Source organism: Cryptosporangium arvum DSM 44712 (assembly GCF_000585375.1).
Classification (GTDB): Bacteria; Actinomycetota; Actinomycetes; order Mycobacteriales; family Cryptosporangiaceae; genus Cryptosporangium; species Cryptosporangium arvum.
The window spans coordinates 2,701,524-2,719,152 of sequence record NZ_KK073874.1 but is presented as its reverse complement, the minus strand read 5'-3'; the positions used below and the strand labels follow the sequence as shown (position 1 = coordinate 2,719,152).

At 71.6% G+C, this 17,629-nt stretch carries 15 protein-coding genes and 1 pseudogene; 5 read left to right on the top strand and 11 right to left on the bottom strand.

What is annotated here, in order from left to right:
* Positions 1–57: 57 nt before the first annotated feature.
* The 4 genes from yjfF to CRYAR_RS12650 form a co-directional block, all read right to left on the bottom strand.
* Positions 58–1,068, bottom strand: a complete 1,011-nt coding sequence (gene yjfF / locus CRYAR_RS12665) for a galactofuranose ABC transporter, permease protein YjfF (protein ID WP_051572023.1) — start codon at positions 1,066–1,068, stop codon at positions 58–60.
* Between the two features lie 5 nt (positions 1,069–1,073).
* Complete coding sequence (locus CRYAR_RS12660; RefSeq protein ID WP_051570088.1) at positions 1,074–2,141, bottom strand: ABC transporter permease; 1,068 nt, start codon at positions 2,139–2,141, stop codon at positions 1,074–1,076.
* The gene (locus CRYAR_RS12655) at positions 2,138–3,688 is read right to left on the bottom strand and encodes a sugar ABC transporter ATP-binding protein (RefSeq protein ID WP_035850802.1); all 1,551 of its coding nucleotides are present in this window, start codon (positions 3,686–3,688) and stop codon (positions 2,138–2,140) included. Before CRYAR_RS12655 ends, CRYAR_RS12660 begins: the two co-directional genes overlap by 4 nt.
* A gap of 62 nt (positions 3,689–3,750) precedes the next feature.
* Positions 3,751–4,731 (bottom strand): ABC transporter substrate-binding protein, encoded by a 981-nt coding sequence (locus tag CRYAR_RS12650; RefSeq protein ID WP_035850801.1) that lies wholly within the window; start codon positions 4,729–4,731, stop codon positions 3,751–3,753.
* 441 nt (positions 4,732–5,172) lie between these two features.
* Between CRYAR_RS12650 and CRYAR_RS12645 the strand changes: the two genes are divergently transcribed.
* Complete coding sequence (locus tag CRYAR_RS12645; protein WP_051570087.1) at positions 5,173–6,165, top strand: LacI family DNA-binding transcriptional regulator; 993 nt, start codon at positions 5,173–5,175, stop codon at positions 6,163–6,165.
* On the opposite strand, the gene CRYAR_RS12640 is transcribed toward CRYAR_RS12645, so the two are convergent.
* Genes CRYAR_RS12640 through CRYAR_RS12630 form a run of 3 tightly spaced genes read right to left on the bottom strand, consistent with a single transcriptional unit; the run spans position 6,162 to position 9,488 of the window.
* Positions 6,162–6,908 (bottom strand): dienelactone hydrolase family protein, encoded by a 747-nt coding sequence (locus CRYAR_RS12640; protein ID WP_035850799.1) that lies wholly within the window; start codon positions 6,906–6,908, stop codon positions 6,162–6,164. The two genes, CRYAR_RS12645 and CRYAR_RS12640, sit on opposite strands and share 4 nt — an antisense overlap.
* A gap of 51 nt (positions 6,909–6,959) precedes the next feature.
* A complete protein-coding gene (locus CRYAR_RS12635) occupies positions 6,960–9,002 on the bottom strand; it encodes a sensor histidine kinase (protein ID WP_084700403.1) in 2,043 nt (680 codons plus the stop codon).
* A 51-nt stretch (positions 9,003–9,053) separates the two neighbouring features.
* Positions 9,054–9,488 (bottom strand): PPOX class F420-dependent oxidoreductase, encoded by a 435-nt coding sequence (locus CRYAR_RS12630; RefSeq protein WP_035862045.1) that lies wholly within the window; start codon positions 9,486–9,488, stop codon positions 9,054–9,056.
* A gap of 559 nt (positions 9,489–10,047) precedes the next feature.
* Here CRYAR_RS12630 and CRYAR_RS12625 point away from each other — a divergent pair.
* Together CRYAR_RS12625 and yidC are read left to right on the top strand one after the other, a co-directional pair.
* Complete coding sequence (locus CRYAR_RS12625) at positions 10,048–10,326, top strand: DUF6412 domain-containing protein (protein WP_051570085.1); 279 nt, start codon at positions 10,048–10,050, stop codon at positions 10,324–10,326.
* An 810-nt stretch (positions 10,327–11,136) separates the two neighbouring features.
* Positions 11,137–11,847, top strand: a complete 711-nt coding sequence (gene yidC, locus CRYAR_RS12620; protein ID WP_211247413.1) for a membrane protein insertase YidC — start codon at positions 11,137–11,139, stop codon at positions 11,845–11,847.
* On the opposite strand, the gene CRYAR_RS49535 is transcribed toward yidC, so the two are convergent.
* The 3 genes and pseudogenes from CRYAR_RS49535 to CRYAR_RS50665 form a co-directional block, all read right to left on the bottom strand.
* Positions 11,834–12,280: a nitrilase-related carbon-nitrogen hydrolase gene (locus CRYAR_RS49535; protein WP_051570083.1), complete on the bottom strand. Its 447-nt coding sequence runs from the start codon at positions 12,278–12,280 to the stop codon at positions 11,834–11,836. The two genes, yidC and CRYAR_RS49535, sit on opposite strands and share 14 nt — an antisense overlap.
* Entirely contained in the window at positions 12,277–12,423 is a 147-nt protein-coding gene (locus CRYAR_RS49530; RefSeq protein WP_169744968.1) for a hypothetical protein, read from the bottom strand. Before CRYAR_RS49530 ends, CRYAR_RS49535 begins: the two co-directional genes overlap by 4 nt.
* A 556-nt stretch (positions 12,424–12,979) precedes the next feature.
* A pseudogene (locus tag CRYAR_RS50665) lies at positions 12,980–13,231 on the bottom strand (nitrilase-related carbon-nitrogen hydrolase); the annotation flags it as partial.
* 58 nt (positions 13,232–13,289) lie between these two features.
* On the opposite strand from CRYAR_RS50665, the gene CRYAR_RS12610 reads away from it, so the two are divergent.
* Together CRYAR_RS12610 and CRYAR_RS12605 are read left to right on the top strand one after the other, a co-directional pair.
* A complete protein-coding gene (locus CRYAR_RS12610; protein WP_035850797.1) occupies positions 13,290–14,924 on the top strand; it encodes an amidohydrolase in 1,635 nt (544 codons plus the stop codon).
* 3 nt (positions 14,925–14,927) lie between these two features.
* Complete coding sequence (locus CRYAR_RS12605; RefSeq protein WP_035850795.1) at positions 14,928–16,271, top strand: NAD(P)/FAD-dependent oxidoreductase; 1,344 nt, start codon at positions 14,928–14,930, stop codon at positions 16,269–16,271.
* A 4-nt stretch (positions 16,272–16,275) separates the two neighbouring features.
* On the opposite strand, the gene CRYAR_RS12600 is transcribed toward CRYAR_RS12605, so the two are convergent.
* Positions 16,276–17,433: an ROK family protein gene (locus CRYAR_RS12600; RefSeq protein WP_035862036.1), complete on the bottom strand. Its 1,158-nt coding sequence runs from the start codon at positions 17,431–17,433 to the stop codon at positions 16,276–16,278.
* Positions 17,434–17,629 lie beyond the last annotated feature (196 nt).

Sequence of the window (17,629 nt, the reverse complement as noted above, 5' to 3'; positions counted from 1 at the left end):
ACGCTTGTGAACGTTCACATTCTGCGCCGCACCCGCTTTCGCCGGTGCGGTGGGGGCCTAGGTCGGCTCTCGGCGGGTGACGATCCGCTGCAAGAGGATGAACGCGAACAGCAGGCCGGCGATGAAGATCCGCGTCCACCAGGAGCTCAGCGTGCCCTGGAAGGTGATCATCGTCTGGATCAGGCCGAGCACGAGCACGCCGAGCACGGTGCCGGCCAGGAAGCCGGAACCGCCGGTCAGCAGCGTTCCGCCGATGACCACCGCGGCGATCGCGTCCAGCTCCATGCCGGTCCCGGTCAGGCTGTTGCCGGTCGGCGTCTCGAAGCTGTAGAGCACGCCGCCGAGCGCCGCGCACAGCCCCGAGAGCGTGTAGACGAGCACCCGGGTCCGCGCGACCGGAAGGCCCATCAGCTCGGCCGACTGCGCGTTCCCGCCCACCGCGTAGGTGTTGCGCCCGAACCGGGTGTAGGCCAGCGCGAGCGCCGCGGCGATCGCCAGCACGATCGCGATCACCGCGCTCGGCGAGAGCCGGAATCCCCCGAAATGAATGCGCTCGGTGGCGGTCGTCGTCCAGAACTCGTCGGTGATCCCGACCGCCTTGGTGCTGATCAGCTGGGCGATCCCGCGGGCGAGGAACAGCCCCGCCAGCGTCGCGATGAACGGCTGGATGTCGAAGAAGTGGATGATCGCGCCCTGCGCCAGCCCGATCAGCGCGCCGACGACGAGCACGATCAGGATGACCACGAACGGGTTCCAGCCGGCCTTCAGCAGCGTGGCCGCGATCACCGTGCCGAGCGCGAGGACCGACCCGACCGACAGGTCGATGCCCCCGGACAGGATCACGAACGTCATCCCGATCGCGACCGTCAGCAGGTGAGCGTTGTCGATGAAGACGTTGAGCAGCACCTGGGTGTCGCTGAAGCCCTCGTAGTTCGCGATGCCGATGCCGTACATCAGGCCGAACAGCACGAGCGTGGCCAGCACCGGGACGTACCGGGTGTTGAGGCCGTACCGGCGGGCGCGGGCCACCTTCGGCCGCTCGACCGGCGACGGGGACTGGGTGGTCATCGTGGTCATGCCGCCACCTCCGCGGGGGCCGGTGCGCCCGGGGTCGGCCCGGCCGTCGGTGGCTTCGAACGGCGCCACCGCCCGAACACCTTGGCCCGGAACGTCGGGGACTGCGCCAGGCAGAGGACGACCACGACGACCGCCTTGAAGAGCAGGGTGAACCGTCCCGGTACGCCCGCGGTGTAGATGGTGATGTTCAGCGTCTGGATGAGCACGGCCCCGAGCACGCTGCCGGCGATCGAGAACCGGCCACCGGTCAGCGCCGTTCCGCCGATGACGACCGCGAGGATCGCGTCCAGCTCGATCAGGCTGCCGGCGTTGTTGCCGTCGGCGCTGGAGATGTTCGAGCTGTAGATCAGCCCGGCGACGCCGGCGCAGAAACCCGAGAACACGTACACGATGAGCGTGAGCCGCCGGGCCTGGATGCCGGCCAGCCGGCTGGCCGTGGGGCTGCTGCCGACCGACTCGATCAGCAGGCCGAGCGCGGTGCGCCGGGTGAGCAGCACCGCGACCGCGACGACCGCGGCCGCGATGATCACCGCGACCGGGATCGTCAGCGCGTAGCCGGCGCCGATCGTGCGGTACGGCGAGGAGCGGACGTTGATGATCTGCCCGTCGGTGATCAGCTGCGCGATGCCCCGGCCGCCGACCAGCAGGATCAGCGTCGCGATGATCGGCTGGATGCCCACCGCCGCGACCAGGACGCCGTTCCAGAGCCCGAGCACCAGCGAGAGCACGACCGCGACGGCGACCGCCGCGAGCACTCCGGTGACGCTGTTCTGGTCGTCGAGCTCGCTCACCCGCAGACAGGCCACCGCGCCGACGATCGCGATCACCGAGCCGACCGAGAGGTCGATGCCCGCGGTGGCGATGACGAGCGTCATGCCCAGCGCGACCAGCACCAACGGGGTGCTGCCGCGGAGGATGTCGATGAGCGAGCCGTAGAGGTGGCCGTCCTTGATCCGGACGGCGAAGAAGTCGGTGCTGAAGAACAGATTGCTGACCAGCAGGAGCACGAGCGCCGCGGCGGGCCAGAAAAGCCGATGCCGGACGATCGGCGACAGCCGAGTCATGAGGCCTCCCCGGTGGCCGACCCGCTCGCGATCGTCGCGAGGATCCGGTCGACGTCCACGTCGTCGGTGTTGTCGAGCTGTTCGACCAGCCGCCGGTCGCGGAGCACCGCGATCTTGTGCGACAGGCGTAAGACCTCTTCGAGCTCGGCGCTGATAAACAGCACCGCCATGCCGTCGCCGGAGAGCTGCGCGAGCAGCCGCTGGATCTCGGCCTTGGCACCGACGTCGATGCCGCGGGTGGGCTCGTCGACGATGAGCAGCTTCGGCTCGGTGATCAGCCACCGGGCGAGCAGCACCTTCTGCTGGTTGCCGCCGGAGAGGTTGCGCACCTGGGTGTCGGGGTTCGCCGGTCGGATGTCGAGCGCCTTGATGTACTTGGCGACCAGCTCGTCCTGACGCCCGCGCGGGATCGGCCGGGCCCAGCCGCGGGAGGCCTGCAGCGCGAGGACGATGTTCTCGCGCACGGTCAGCTCGCCGACGACACCCTCGGTGCGCCGGTTCTCCGAGCTGAACGCGACGCCGTGCTCCATCGCGGTGCGCGGGCCACGCATCGGCACGGTGTCACCGCCGAACGAGAACGTGCCCTGGTCGGCCTTGTCGGCGGCGAACATGAGCCGCGCCAGCTCCGTGCGGCCGGAGCCGAGCAGCCCGGCCAGCCCGACGACCTCACCCTGGTGGATGGTGAGCGAGAACGGTTCGATCGCGCCCTTGCGGGCGACGCCGGTGGCGGCGAGCACCGGCTGGCCCTGCTCCAGCGCCGCGGTCGAGGGCTTCTGCTGCTCCTCGAGCTCCTCCAGCACCGCGAGTTCCTTGCCGATCATCTTGCTGACCAGCTGGGACTGCGGGAGCTCTTCGACCCGGTACTCGCCGACGCGCCTGCCGTTGCGCAGCACGGTCATCCGGTCGGCGATGTCGTAGACCTGGTCGAGGAAGTGCGAGACGAAGACGATCGCCAGGCCTTCGCGCTTGAGCCGGCGCATCACCGCGAACAGCTGCTCCACTTCGGAGGCGTCCAGGCTGGACGTCGGCTCGTCGAGGATCAGCACCTTCGCGGAGATGTCCACCGCCCGCGCGATCGCCACCATCTGCTGGATCGCGATCGAGTAGCTGCCCAGCAGCGCGGTGACGTCGAGATCGAGGTCGAGCCCGCGCAGCAGTTCGGCGGAGCGGCGGCGCATCCGGCGCCACTGGATCGCGCCCAACCGGCGTGGCTCACGTCCGATGAAGATGTTCTCCGCGACCGACAGGTTCGGGCAGAGGTTGACCTCCTGGTACACGGTGCTGATCCCGGCCCGCTGGGCCTGCAGCGGCCCGGTGAACCGGACGTCCTCACCGCCCAGCCGGATCGAGCCCGCGTCGATGCCGTAGACGCCGGTGAGCACCTTGATCAGGGTCGACTTCCCGGCGCCGTTCTCCCCCATCAACGCGTGGACCTCGCCCGGGTAGAGGCGGAGATCCACGTCGGCGAGCGCGACCACGCCGGGAAACACCTTCCCGACGCCGGTCATCTCCAGAATCGGCTTCTCCGCCGGTGTGGGCTCCCCCATCACCTCTCCATTCCACGCAAAGCCCCGGGTGGGCCGCGGTGCGGCCCACCCGGGTGGATGACTCAGTACTTGCGCTCGGGCAGAGCGGCCTTGGCCTGCTCCTGGGTGAAGGTGGTCTCCTCGGTGAGGATGCGCTTCTCCACCTTCTTACCGTCGACGACCTGCTTGGCCAGGTCCATCAGCTGCGGGCCGAGGAGCGGACTGCACTCGACGATGAAGTTGATCTTGCCCTCGGACAGCGCGGTCATGCCGTCCTTGACCGCGTCGACCGTGACGATCTTGATGTCGACGCCCGGCTTCTTGCCGGCCGCCTCGATCGCCTCGATCGCGCCGAGCCCCATGTCGTCGTTGTGGGCGTAGAGCACGTTGGTCTCGGGGTGCGCCTTGAGCAGGGCCTCCATGACCTCCTTGCCCTTGGCGCGGGTGAAGTCACCGTCCTGGGACGCGACGACCTTGATCTTCGGGTCGGCCTTGATGGCGTCGGCGAAGCCGGACTTGCGGTCGTTGGCCGGCGCGGCACCGGTGGTGCCCTCGAGCTGGATGACGTTCACCGGGCCCTTGGCGGCCTTCGAGTCCTCGACCAGCCACTCGCCGGCCTTCTTGCCCTCGAGCACGAAGTCCGAGCCGATGAAGGTCTCGTAGAGGGAGGTGTCCTTGGAGTCGACGGCGCGGTCGGTCAGGATGACCGGGATCTCCGCGTCCTTCGCCTCCTTGAGGACCTGGTCCCATCCGGACTCGATGACCGGCGAGAACGCGATGACATCGACCTTCTGGGCGATGTAGCTGCGGATCGCCTTGATCTGGTTTTCCTGCTTCTGCTGCGCGTCGGAGAACTTCAGCTCGATACCGGCGGCCTTGGCCGACTCCTGGATCGACTTGGTGTTCGCCGTGCGCCAGCCGCTCTCCGCGCCGACCTGCGCGAAGCCCATCGTGATCTTGCCGTCGTCGTTGCCGCTTCCGCTTCCGCTGTCGCCACCGCAGCCGGCCAGGCCGGCGGCGACGAGTAACCCGGCGGCAATCGCCGCGGACACTCTCCTGATCACTTCGTCCTCCCGAGTCGAACGAGAAACGCCCCGAGCGATGTGACCGCTAACATCGCTTGTTACCGCTCAAGCCCGAGCGGTCGGTGGTCTAGCTTGGTCGAGCAGCCGGATCCCTTGCGGAGAAGCCCCCGAGCGGTGTCCGGGATCGCGGTGGAACTCGGTGTGGCGCGGGTCACGCGGCCGTGTTCCGAGAGTGTTACCGCTCTCATTCGTCGCGTCAAGAGCTATCCGACCCTGCGTTACCGGCTTGTTGCGAAGCGGCACCCAACCAGGTCACAACCGGACGTGTCCAGTGGATATCCGGCCGGAACAGCCGTTGGCGCTCCGGTACGATCCAGCTCCGCCGACCCGCATAGTTACGATGTGAGCGATCACAGGGCACGACTGGAGGGTCCTTTGTCCGCACCCGAGAGGCCGTCCGAGCGTCCCCGGACGTCGATCATGCGTGACGTCGCCCGCCTCGCGGGCGTGAGCCACCAGACCGTCTCCCGGGTGCTGAACGAGCATCCGAGCGTGCGGGAGGAGACCCGCGCGCGGGTGCTGGAGGCCATGCGGGCGCTCAACTACCGACGCAACCTGGCCGCGCGCACGCTGGCCACCCGCCGCTCCGGGATCCTCGGCCTGGTCGGGTTCGAGAGCACGCTCTACGGGCCGGCGTCCATGTTGTACGGCATCGAGGACGCGGCCCGCGCCGCCGGGTATTTCGTCAGCGTGGTCACCGTGCGCTCGCTCGAACGCACCGCGGTGCTGGAGGCGATCGACCGGCTGTGCGCACAGGCGGTGGAGGGCATCGTCGCGATCGCGCCCAAGGAGTCGGCCGCGAACGCGCTGGCCGAGGTGCCCGACGGGCTGGGCGCCGTCGGCGTCGGCGGGGCGGGCGAGAGCGGCGTGGCCAGCGTCCGGTTCGACAACCGGGCCGGCGCGGCGCTGGCGACGCAGCACCTGCTCGATCTGGGGCACGCGACCGTGCACCACGTGGGCGGTCCGTCGGACTGGCCGGAGGCCCGCGATCGCATCGAGGGCTGGCGGGCCACGCTCTACGCCAACGACCGCGTGGTGCCCGAGGCCGAGTTCGGCGCCTGGACCGCCGACTCCGGCTACGAGATCGGCGCGGCGCTGGCCCGCGACCCGTCGGTGACCGCGGTGTTCTGCGCGAACGACCCGGTCGCGCTGGGGGTGCTGCGCGCGATGCACGAGGCCGGCCGCCGGGTACCGGACGACGTCAGCGTGGTCGGCTTCGACGACGTCCCGGAAGCCGGCTACTTCCTGCCGCCGCTCACCACCGTCCGGCAGGACTTCGCGGAGCTCGGCCGGCGCAGCCTCGAGGTGCTGCTCGACCAGCTCCGCGAGGACGCCCCGGCCGGGCGGAACGACGGGAGCGTGCTGCTGGAGCCGACGCTGACCGTGCGCGGCAGCACCGGGCCACCGTCCTAGAGCCGTCGCTCGAACAGTTCCAGCAGGTTGCGCCAGTGGCGCTCCAGGCTCATCGGGTCGTAGACGTCGCTGTCGGACATCGTGAAGCCGTGCTCGGTGCCCTCGTAGATCTCCGACTTGAACCGGACACCGGCGGCGTCCAGCGCGTCGTTGAGCGCGGTCACGTTCGCCGGCGTCATCGAGTGGTCGTTCTCGGCGTGCGCGAAGTAGTACTCGACGCCGGCGCCGGTGACCTGCCGGTGCGGGCTGTCGGGTTCGTCGGTGACCAGCCCACCGGCGTGGAAGCTCGCCACCGCGCCGACCCGGTCGGGGAACGCGATCGCGGTACGCACCGCCAACCGGCCGCCCATGCAGTAGCCGGTGACCCCGACCGGGCCCGGCTTCACCGACGGCTCCGCGGCGAGAAAGTCCAGATAGGCGGCCGCGTCGCCCTTGACGGCCTCCGCGGTCAGCGCGGCGATCATCGGCCGGGCCGACCCGAAGACCTCCCTCCGGCCCTCCGGCGTGGCCAGCCCGGACGTGTCGAAGAGCGGTGCGGTGCCGCTGCGGTAGAAGAGGTTCGGCAGCAGGACCACGAACCCGTCGTCGGCGATCGTGCGGGCCATGTCGGTGAGCACTTCCCGGACGCCGAACGCGTCCATGTAGAAGAGCACCGCCGGCCACGGACCGTCACCGTCGGGCTGGGCCACGAACGCGTCGGCGACGCCGTCGGGGGTGGGGATCTGCACTGACCTGGCGCCCATCGGCCCTCCTAGTTGCGCTATGCATCGATAAATGTCCCACGTCGGACCGGGTCAGGCGATCGGAAGGCGGATCACCATCGTGGTGCCGGGGTCGGTGTGGGTGGCGCTGATCCGCCCACCGTGCCGCTCGACGATCGCGCGGGTCACGACCAGACCGAGCCCGGTGCCGGGAACCCCGTTGTCCCGGGCCGTCGACGACCGGAAGAACCGCTGGAAGAGCCGGTCGCGTTCGTCGGGCGGGATACCGATGCCGGTGTCGGCGACCGACAGCTTCGCCACCCCCGCCTCCTCGACGAGCGCGACCGTCACCCGTCCGCCCCGGTGGCTGTACTTCACCGCGTTGGAGAGGACGTTGTCGAGCATCTGGCGCAGCCGCTGGGGATCGCCGTGCAGCGCGACCCGCTCCGGCAGATCGGCCTCGACCGTGATCTCCCGGCGGTCGGCGGCGACCCGGACCGTCTCGATGCCCTCCCGGGTCAGCTCGGCCAGGTCGGTGTCGGACGGCCGGATCGTGATGTGACCCGACTCCAGCCCGGCCAGGTCGAGCAGGTCGTCGATGATCGCGGTCAGGCTCTGGGTGTTGCGGGTGATGACGCCGAGCAGCTGCGGCCCGTCGGACGTCCAGCAGTCCGGGTTGTCGGAGAGCAGCTGGGCGTAGGTCGTGATCGAGGTGAGCGGCGTGCGCAGCTCGTGGCCGACGAGCGCGAGGAAGTCGTCCTTCGTGCGGGCCAGCTGCAGCGCCAGCTCCTCGGCCCGCCGCCGCTCCAGGTAGTGGCCGACGTGGGCGGCGATGCCGACCAGGTGGGCGGTCAGGGCGATCCGGTCCTCGTCGAGGGTGTCGGCGTAGATCGCCAGCACGCCGACGACGGCCTCGGCGCTGCGCACCGGCACGGCGAGCGCGGTACGCAGCTTGCGCCGGGCCGCGCCCTCGACGTCGAACCGGGTCTCGGTGGCGATGTCGGGCACCCACACCGGCTCGCCGGTCTGCCAGGTCGTCCCGGCCAGCCCTTCCCCCGGACCGAGCGCCGTGGACATCAGGCCGGGCCGGTCGAGCTCGCCGTCGGTCCAGGACGCGGCCGGGCGCAGCACGTCGGTGACCGGATCGGCGAGCCAGAGCTCGGCGTGCGGCCAGTGCAGCGACCGCGCCACCGCGTCGACGACCTGGCGCGCGGCCTCCGCGACCCGGTCGGCCTCGACGAGCGCACGGGAGACGGCGAGCGAGCACTCCCGGAACCGCTGGGCCCGCTGCTGGTCGGTCGCGTCGTGCAGCGCGACGACGGCGCCGAGCACCGCACCGGCCACCGTGATGCGCTCCGCGTTGGCGATCAGCGTGCGCGGCGGGCGACCGGGACGGGCCAGGCGCAGCACGACGTCGCGGACCGGTTCGCCGGCCAGCGCCCGGGCGCTCGGGTGCCGGTCGTGCGGCAGCGGCTGCCCGTCGGCGTCGCGCAGCCGGTCACCGGCGATCGCGGCCGCGTCGGTGGGCAGCTCCTCGGCCAGGTCGAGCATGCGCTGCAGGGCCGGGTTGCCGAACATCGTGTAGCCGGCGGCGTCGCACGCGAAGACCGCGGTGTTGAGGCTGTCGAGCAGAGCCTGCAGGAAGAGGCTGTGCGGAGGCCCGTCCGCGGGCGCGGTCTCCGCGGGGAGCTCGGTGAACAGCCCGGGGAGGTTCGTCGCCGCGGTGGCCACACCGCGGAGTGCCCCGACCTCGGCCGGCGTCCAGTCCCGGGGCCTCCCGTCGATCGCGCAGAGGACGCCGAACGCCGTGCCGTCACGCGCGCGCAGCGGCACCCCCAGGTACGCGCCGACCCGCACCGCGGCGCCGGTCGGCCGCGAGCGCGGGTCGTTCTCGGTGTCGCGCATGACGACCGGCGCGTCGCTGGCCACCACGTCCTGGCAGAACGATTCGGACACCAGGATGCGCCGCGACTCCGCCAGCGCCCCGACCAGGCCGAACGCGCCGGCGAAACGCATCCACTCCCCGTCGACGAGCGTCACCAGCCCGATCGGGACGTCGACCGACTCCGCCGCCGCGCGCGCCACCGCGTCGAGGTCGTCGCTGGTGGCAGCTCGAGCTACTGCTGGTGCCGCCACGGCCTCACTCCTTCTCGATTGGTAGGTTTTGTACCCAATCGAGTAGGTTACTCACCTAATCTTGGCGCCGTAGACTTTCTCGACCCGGAGCTTCAGCAGGACGCGTCGGTCCGACACCATCACCGACCGGTACTCGTCCCAATCCGGGTGCTCCCCGGCGGCCGCGCGGTAGTAGTCGACGAGCGCCTCCACCTCGGGCCCGTCCGGGTCGGTACCCGGCCCCACGAGCGTGCCGGTGCCCTCGGCCGTGGCCCAGGCCCACCCGTCCTCGGCGGTGACCTCGAGCGAGGCCCGAGGGTCACGCCGGAGGTTGACGGTCTTCGCCCGTCCCTCGGTCATCGACACGTAGATGGTGTCGTTCTCACGGTCGTAATAGGGGGTCACCGGGGAGAGTTGGGGGCGTCCGTCGGATTTGATCGTGGCGAGTACCCCGAGCCGAGCCGAGGCAAGGAGGCCGTGCAGGTCGAACCCTGTGTCGTCGCTCATACCGCGGGAACCCCGGAGAGGGGCCGGGTATTTCGGGGGTGCGCGGGAGTTTTCGCGGGGTGTGGGGTGTGGGTGGGGTTTGTCGGCTCGGGGCCGCTCGGGGGTGGTCGGGCTGGGATCGGGCTCGGACTGTGTGTGTGGTCTGCGGGTGCGGGACGTGTTCGCGACACAGGGCGTATGAAGGGTGCCGGACGCGGGGTGCGTCAACGGGCGCGAGGCGCGTAGCGGCACGAGCGCGTAGGCGGCGCGGACGCGAGATGCGGGACGCAGCGCGGGACGCGTAACAGCGCGGGACGGAGGCGCGGGACGCGTAACAGCGCGGGACGGAGGCGCGGGACGCGTAACAGCGCGGGACGCGAGGCGCGGGACGCGAGGCGCGGGACGCGTAACAGCGCGGGACGGGGCGCGGCGCGCGTACGCAGCACGGGGCGCGGCACGCGTACGCAACGCGGTTGGGAACGCGGGGTGGCGCGAGACGCGAAGCGGAGAGTCGGCAGCGATCGGATCCGAGGCTGTGGATATCGACGGCGGGGTAGCGAGGCGGCCGTAAGCTGACGGCATGGTCAGCCCTTGGTCCCGTGCGGTGGTCACGCTCTGGGCACTCGCCGGCCTACTGGTGCTCTTCCAGCCCAACACCGGCGTGCTGGCCTTCGTGGCCGTCGCCCTTCTCGCGGCATTGGCTCTGCGCCGGGTCGGCATCCAACTCCCGACCTTGACCCCACCCCGCCTCGCCGCCGGCGCCCGCCGCGCCGCCTCCCGAGGCGCCCCTCGCCACCGAGACCCCGACGCCCGCGGCCACTCCCGCCCCCGAGCGCCCACCACCCTCCTAGCCGCGTAGCGCACCCACCGAGCCCGCCCCACCAGGCCCGCCGCCGTCCGCCCGAACCACCGGCAACGCCCAGGCACCCGCAACGCCCAGGCGCCCGCCATCGGCTAGGCACCCGCCATCGGCTAGGCACCGCCCAAGCACCGGCCAGGCACCGGCACCGGCCAGGCACCCGCACCGCCCAAGCACCGCCAGCGGCTAGGCACCGATACCGCCCAAGCACCGGCACCGGCTAGGCACCGCCATCGGCCGAGGCACCCTCAAGGGCCAACACCGCCCTGATCGGTCGCGAGGAAGGCACTACCGCGGGCCGCCTGCCAGCCGTCCCAAGTTGGGCCGGTCGCATCCGGGCGGGGCCGCGGACCGCATCAGGACCGCCAACGGCCTGCGCCCACCCGGTACGGACTGTGCCTGACCCCGCACCGCGCGCCCGGCCCCCAGCCCGGCCGCGGACCAGATCGGACTCGCACCGCCTCTGACCACTCCGGTCGCAGAGTGCTTCGAGCCCGCTCGATTCCTCCGTCCGACTTGGTCGTGGAGCGGGTCGAGCGTGGCCGATGGCATGGGTTCGGACTGGTGGCGGGCCATGACGGGCCCTCGCCACGTCCTGCGAGCAACCCGGCCGTGAAGCGGGTCGCGTGCAGTCGGTGGCTTGTGTTCGGACTGGTGGCAGGCCCTATCGGATCCGCGCGCCACGCTCGGCGACCAGCTTGTTCACAGAGCGGGTCGGTTCGCTCGGTGACCCCTGTCCGATTCACGGCCGCCGTGGGCCGGGGGCGACTGGTGCGGACGGGTGCCCGGGTAGCGCTACGCGGCTTTCCGGTGACCGATCCGTTCTCGACCCCGGAGGGTCTCATGCCGTTCGACCTGCCCATTTTGTACGCTCATGCCGCCGTGGAGTGGGGTAGTGCTCTGCTCACACCGCTGGCTGGGAGTGCCGCGACCGCCGTCGCCATCGTGCTCGCCACGCTCGGGGTGCGGCTCCTGCTGCTCCCGCTCACCTTCCGGCAGATCGCGGTGGAACGGCGTCGCGCCGCTCTCGCACCGCGGGTGCAGAAACTCCGCGACCGGCACGCCGACGATCCGCTTCGTGCGCTGACCGAAGTGTCGGCGCTCTATCGCGACGAGGGTGTCGGCACGCTCACCACGATGGGCCCGCTGGTGCTCCAGGCCCCGTTCTTCCTCACGTTGTTCTCGTTGTTCCGCCTCCCCACCGTGGGCGGCGCGCCCAACGGGCTGCTCGGGCACGAACTCGGCGGCGTGCCGCTCGGTGACCATTGGCTCGACGGCTCGCTGCTCGGCGTCCACAGTGTGGTTTTTGTGGTGTTGTTCGGGCTGTTCCTCGTGCTCGCCACCGTGGGTGCGCGGCGGTTGCGCCGGCTGGGGCAGCCGGCCTGGCTGGGGTTCGCGCCGTACGTGTCGGTGGTGTTCGCGATCACGGTACCGCTGGCGGCGGTGCTCTACCTGCTCACGAGCACACTGTGGACAACGCTTGAGAACGCGGTGTTGCGCGATAGGCTCAGGCGAACGTGACCTGAACGATCTCGCCGGTGCGGGTACCCGCGCGGGCGAGTAGCGAGCCGTCGGCGGCCCACACCCCCGAGCCGCCGGCGGCCCGGGCGAAGCCTTCGCCGCTGGATCCGGCGAAGCTCGCGATCGCGACCGGCACGCCGTGCGCCCGGGCGATGCGGGCCGCGCGTTCGGCGGGCACGTCGAAGTCCTCGGCGGTCTCCAGGACACCGGCGACGTACACGTCGATGCCGAGCGCGGCGGTGTCGGCGGCGTGCTGCTCCACGCCGGTGTCCTTGCAGATCGCCAGCCCGAGCCGCCACCCGTCGACCTCGATCACGGCCGGCCCCGTCCCCGCCGTGAACACCGCCCCCTCGCCCCCACCGAGGTACTGCTTCCGGTACCCGACCCGCGCCCCGGTCCCGTCCACCACCAACATCCCGATCGACCGCGTCACCCCGCCTGCACCCGGCTCCCCCGCACCGGCCACGAACTCCACACCCGCACCAGGCCCACCCGCACCAGGCCCACCCGCACCAGGCCCACCCGCACCAGGCCCACCCGCACCGTCCCCACCAGCCCCGCGCACGCCAGGCACATACACCCCGCTCACACCAGGCACGGGCACCCCACTCACACCAGGTACGGGCACCTCGCGTACAGGCATCTCGCTCGCGCCGGGCATGGGCCTCTCTCCCGCACCAGGCCCAGCCACCCCGTCCCCGCCAGGCACACACACCCCGCTCACACCAGGCACGGGCATCTCGCTCACACCAGGCATGGGTATCTCGCGCACGGGCATCTCGCCCGCACCAGGCCCAGCAACCTCGTCCCCGCCAGGCACACACACCTCACCTGCACCAAGGCGAAGCGCCCCACCCTCCCCCAGGGAAGGCACTCCACCCTCGGGCGCGGACACCTCGCCAGCACTAGACCGAGTCACCTCGCCAGCTCCAAGCCCAGGCACCCCCGCCCCATCCGCGGCAAGCGAACGCGCTCCGCCCCCACCAAGCGCAGGCACCCCGGCCCCACAGCACGAAAACACCGCGGCCGAACCACCGACCGAAAAACCGTCCGGAGAACCGACCGGAGAACCGACCGAAAAACCGTCCGGAGAACCGGCCGGAGAACCGACCGGAGAACCGGCCGGAAGACCGGCCGGGAAGCCGACCGGGGCTCCCGCCAACACGATCGCCCCCGTCTCCCGGCACGCCTCGACCAGCGGCGCCAACCGGGCGTCCTCCGGCGACAACACCGGCGCCGCGAACTCGTACCCGGTCAGCGACATTTCGGGAAACACCACGACCCGTGCTCCCGCCGCGCGGCGCACCACCTCCGCGTGTGCGCGGACGTTCGCCACCACGTCCAACGACCGAACCACCGGCTGCGCGACCGCCACCACCAGCATGGGCACCCTTTACGACAACACCATTGACTCTCGGCGCCGCTGCCGATTCGATCGTCGCATGAGCGAAGCCCCCGCTGACCTGCTGTTCACCGGCGGACCGGTACTCACCACCGACCCGGCCCGCAGCCGGTCGCGATCGCTGGCCGTGCGGGCCGGCCGCATCGTGGCCCTCGGTCCGGACGCGCACGCCCTCCGCGGCCCGAAAACCGAAATCGTCGACCTGAACGGCCGGCTGCTGCTCCCCGGCTTCCAGGACGCCCACGTGCACGCGGTGTTCGGCGGCCTCGAACTCGGTCTGTGCGACCTCACCGGAACCACCGACCGCGACGAGTACGCCCGGCGGATCCGCGCGTACGCCGACGCGAACCCCGGCGCGGAGTGGATCGTGGGCGGCGGCTGGGCGATGGAGAGCTTCCCGGGTGGCGTCCCGACGGCGGAGATCCTCGACCGGATCGTCGCCGACCGGCCGGTCTACCTGACGAACAAGGACCACCACGGCGCCTGGGTCAACACCCCTGCGCTGGAACGGGCCGGCATCACCCGCGACACCCCCGACCCGTCCGACGGCGTGATCAACCGGGACGTCGGCGGCAACCCGGTCGGCGCGCTGCAGGAAGGCGCGATGGCGCTGGTCGGCGCGCTGCTCCCGGACGTCACCGCGGCCGACCGGCTCGCCGGCCTGCTGCGCGCCCAGGCCCTTCTGCACTCGTTCGGAGTCACGGCCTGGCAGGACGCGATGGTCGGCGCGACGAACGGCTACCCCGACATCGCCGACGCGTACCTGACCGCGGCGCGCGAGGGGCTGCTCACCGCGTCCGTGGTCGGCGCGCTGTGGTGGGACCGCGACGGCGACGCGTCGCAGATCCCGGGTCTGGTCGAGAAACGCGAGCGCTACACGGTCGGGCGCCTGCGCTGCGGAAGCATCAAGATCATGCAGGACGGCGTGGCCGAGAACTTCACCGCCGGCATGACCGCCCCGTACCGCGACGCCTGCGGGGGCACGACGACGAACGCCGGCCTGAGCTTCGTCGACCCGATCGCCCTGCGCGGGTACGTGACCGAGCTGGACGCCCTGGGCTTCCAGGTCCACTTCCACGCGCTCGGCGATCGAGCCGTCCGCGAGGCGCTGGACGCGGTCGAGGCCGCCCGGACGGCCAACGGCTACCGCGACACCCGGCCGCACCTCGCCCATCTGCAGGTCGTCCACCCCGACGACGTTCCGCGGTTCCGCCGCCTGGGCGCGTCGGCGAACCTGCAGGCGCTCTGGGCCGCCCACGAACCCCAGATGGACGATCTGACGATCCCGTTCCTCGGCGGCGACCTCGCCACGCACCAGTACCCGTTCGGTGACCTGCTGCGTGCCGGGGCGACGCTGGTCGCCGGGAGCGACTGGCCGGTCACGACCGCCGACCCGCTCCAGGCCGTGCACGTGGCGGTGAACCGGCGGCTGCCCGGGTCGGAGCGGCCGCCGTTCCTTCCCGAGCAGCGGCTCGACCTGGGCACCGCGCTGGCCGCGTACACCGCGGGCAGCGCCTACGTGAACCACCTCGACGACACCGGCACGCTGCGCGTGGGCAACCGCGCCGACCTCGTCGTCCTCGACCGTGATCCGTTCGATCACCCCGCCGACGAGATCGGCGCCACGAGCGTGGCGTTGACCTACGTCGACGGAACGCTTGTCTACGAGGGATGACCGATGCACAAGTCCCTGGCCGACGTCGAGCACGGATCGTTCTGGCTCGAGGACCCGGGCCGACCGGCGGCGACGCCCCCGCTGACCGCCGACACGACCTGCGACCTGGCCGTGGTCGGCGGGGGCTACTCGGGCCTGTGGACGGCGCTGATCGCGAAGGAGCGCGACCCGTCGCTCGACGTCGTCCTGCTCGAGGGCGCGCGGATCGGGCACGCGGCCTCCGGGCGCAACGGCGGCTTCTGCGCTTCGTCGCTGACGCACGGCGCCGGGAACGGGCTCGCGCGCTGGCCGTCGGAGTTCGCCGAGCTCGAGCGGCTGGGGATGGAGAACCTGCAGGCGATCGAGGACACGCTGGTCCGGTACGGGATCGACGCCGAGTGGGAGCGCACCGGCGAGCTGGACGTGGCGACCGAGGAGTACCAGCTGGCCGGCCTGCACGGCCCCGACTTCCTCGACCGCGACGCCGTGCGCGCGGAGGTGAACTCGCCGACGTACCTCGGCGGCACGTGGAACCGGCGTGGCGTCGCGATGGTGCACCCGGCCAAGCTGGTGTGGGGGCTGGCGGCGGTGTGCCGGCGGCTCGGGGTGCGGATGCACGAGCACACTCCGGTGCTGTCGCTGCGCGGCACCGAGTTACGCACCCCGAAGGCGCGGGTGCGTGCCCGGACGGTGGCGCTGGGCACGAACGCGTACCCGTCCCCGCTGGTCCGGGTGCGCCCGTACGTGATCCCGGTGTACGACTACGCGCTGGTGACCGAGCCGCTCTCCGACGCCTCGCTCGGTGAGCTCGGCTGGCGCAACCGGCAGGGGGTGGGCGACTCGGCCAACCAGTTCCACTACTACCGGCTGACCGCGGACAACCGGATCCTCTGGGGCGGTTACGACGCGATCTACCACTTCGGGGGCCGGGTGCGGGACCGCTACGACGCCCGCCCGTCGACGTACGAGACGCTCGCCGACCATTTCTTCACGACGTTCCCCCAGCTGGAAGGGGTGCGCTTCACCAACGCCTGGGGTGGTGCGATCGACACCTGCACGCGGTTCTCGGCGTTCTTCGGCACCGCGCACGGCGGCCGGGTGGCGTACGCGGCGGGCTACACCGGCCTCGGGGTCGGCGCGACCCGGTTCGGGGCCGAGGTGATGCTCGACCTGCTGAGCGGGGAGGACACCCCGCGCACCCGCCCGCGGATGGTGCGGACGAAGCCCGTCCCGTTCCCGCCCGAGCCGGTGCGCTTCGCGGGGGTGGAGCTCACCCGCCGGTCGCTGGCCGCCGCCGACCGCAACCAGGGCCGGCGCAACCACTGGCTCCGCACCCTGGACGCCCTGGGCCTGGGGTTCGACAGCTGACCCGTCAGTCGCGGACGCCCCCCGCGGCGAGCAGGCGCGCCACCGGCAACGTCGCTGCCCCCAGCGCCACCGCATCCGTCCCGAGCGCGCACAGCTCGATCGACGCCTGCGCGAACGGCCGCCGCATCGCCTGGGCGGCGGCCGCCTCGCGCACCTGGGGCAGCAACGGCCCCAGCGCGATCCCGGCCCACCCGCCGATCACGACCCGCTCCGGGTTGAACAGGTTGATCAGGTTCGCCACCCCGGCCCCGAGGTACGCGGCCGTCTCGGCGAGCACGCCCGCCGCGGCCGGATCGGCCAGCACCGACGCCACCTGCGTCTCCTCGTCCGGCCCTTCGACGCGCACACCGGCCTCGAGCGCGCGGGCGATGATCGACTCCGCGCCGACGTACGCCTCCAGGCATCCCCGCGCGCCGCAGCGGCAGGCCCGACCGCCGTACACCAGCGTCGTGTGTCCCCACTCCCCCGCGCTGCTCGACGCCCCGCGGTACGACTGTCCGTCCGCGACGATCGCCGCCCCCACCCCGGACCCCACGAGCGCGAACGCCGCGTGGCGGGCTCCGCGTCCGGCGCCGAACCAGTGCTCGGCCTGCGCCCAGGTCTTGGCGCCGTTGTCCAGGTGCAGCGGCAGGTCGGTGCCCTCACGCAGCATGCGCTCCAGCGGTACCGCGTCCCAGCCGAGCGTCTGGGCGTGCACGACGGCCTGGTCACCCTGCTCCACCAGCCCGGACACCCCGACGCCGACGCCGAGCACGTTCCCGCCGGCCACCGACTCGATCCCGTGGCGGACGTGACGCACCACCGAGCGCGGATCGAGGTCCTCCAGCGGGTAGTCCGCCTTCGCCAGCGGTGTCATCGCGAGATCGAACAGTTCGACGCGCACCCGCGTCTCCCCGACGTCGACGCCGATCACCGACGCGTAGTCGGGGGACACCCGCAGCAGGATCCGCGGGCGCCCGCCGTCGGACTCCAGCGCCCCGGCCTCGACGACAAGCCCGTCGTCCATCAGGTCGGCGATGACGTTGCTGACCGCGGCCTGGCTCAGCCCGTACCGCGCGGTCAGGTCCTGGCGGCTCAGCGGGCCGTCGAGGAAGAGCGCCGAGAGCAGCGTCGCGCGGTTCTGCCGCCGCAGCGCTCGGTTCGTCGTTCTGCCTGACAGCACGTCCACCGGTGAGCTCCCCCTCGATCGACCTTACGGCAACACTTTAATAACACCTTGAATTAAGTCGTGAACGAAGTGCGCGAAAACACTTTAGGCTCCGCTGCACCAAACCTCTGGGCCGCTCGGCCCGGGTTCCGCTCGCACACCGAGCCCGGAGCGCACGCCGAGCCGCCCGGCGTCCCTCGGCCGTGCTGGC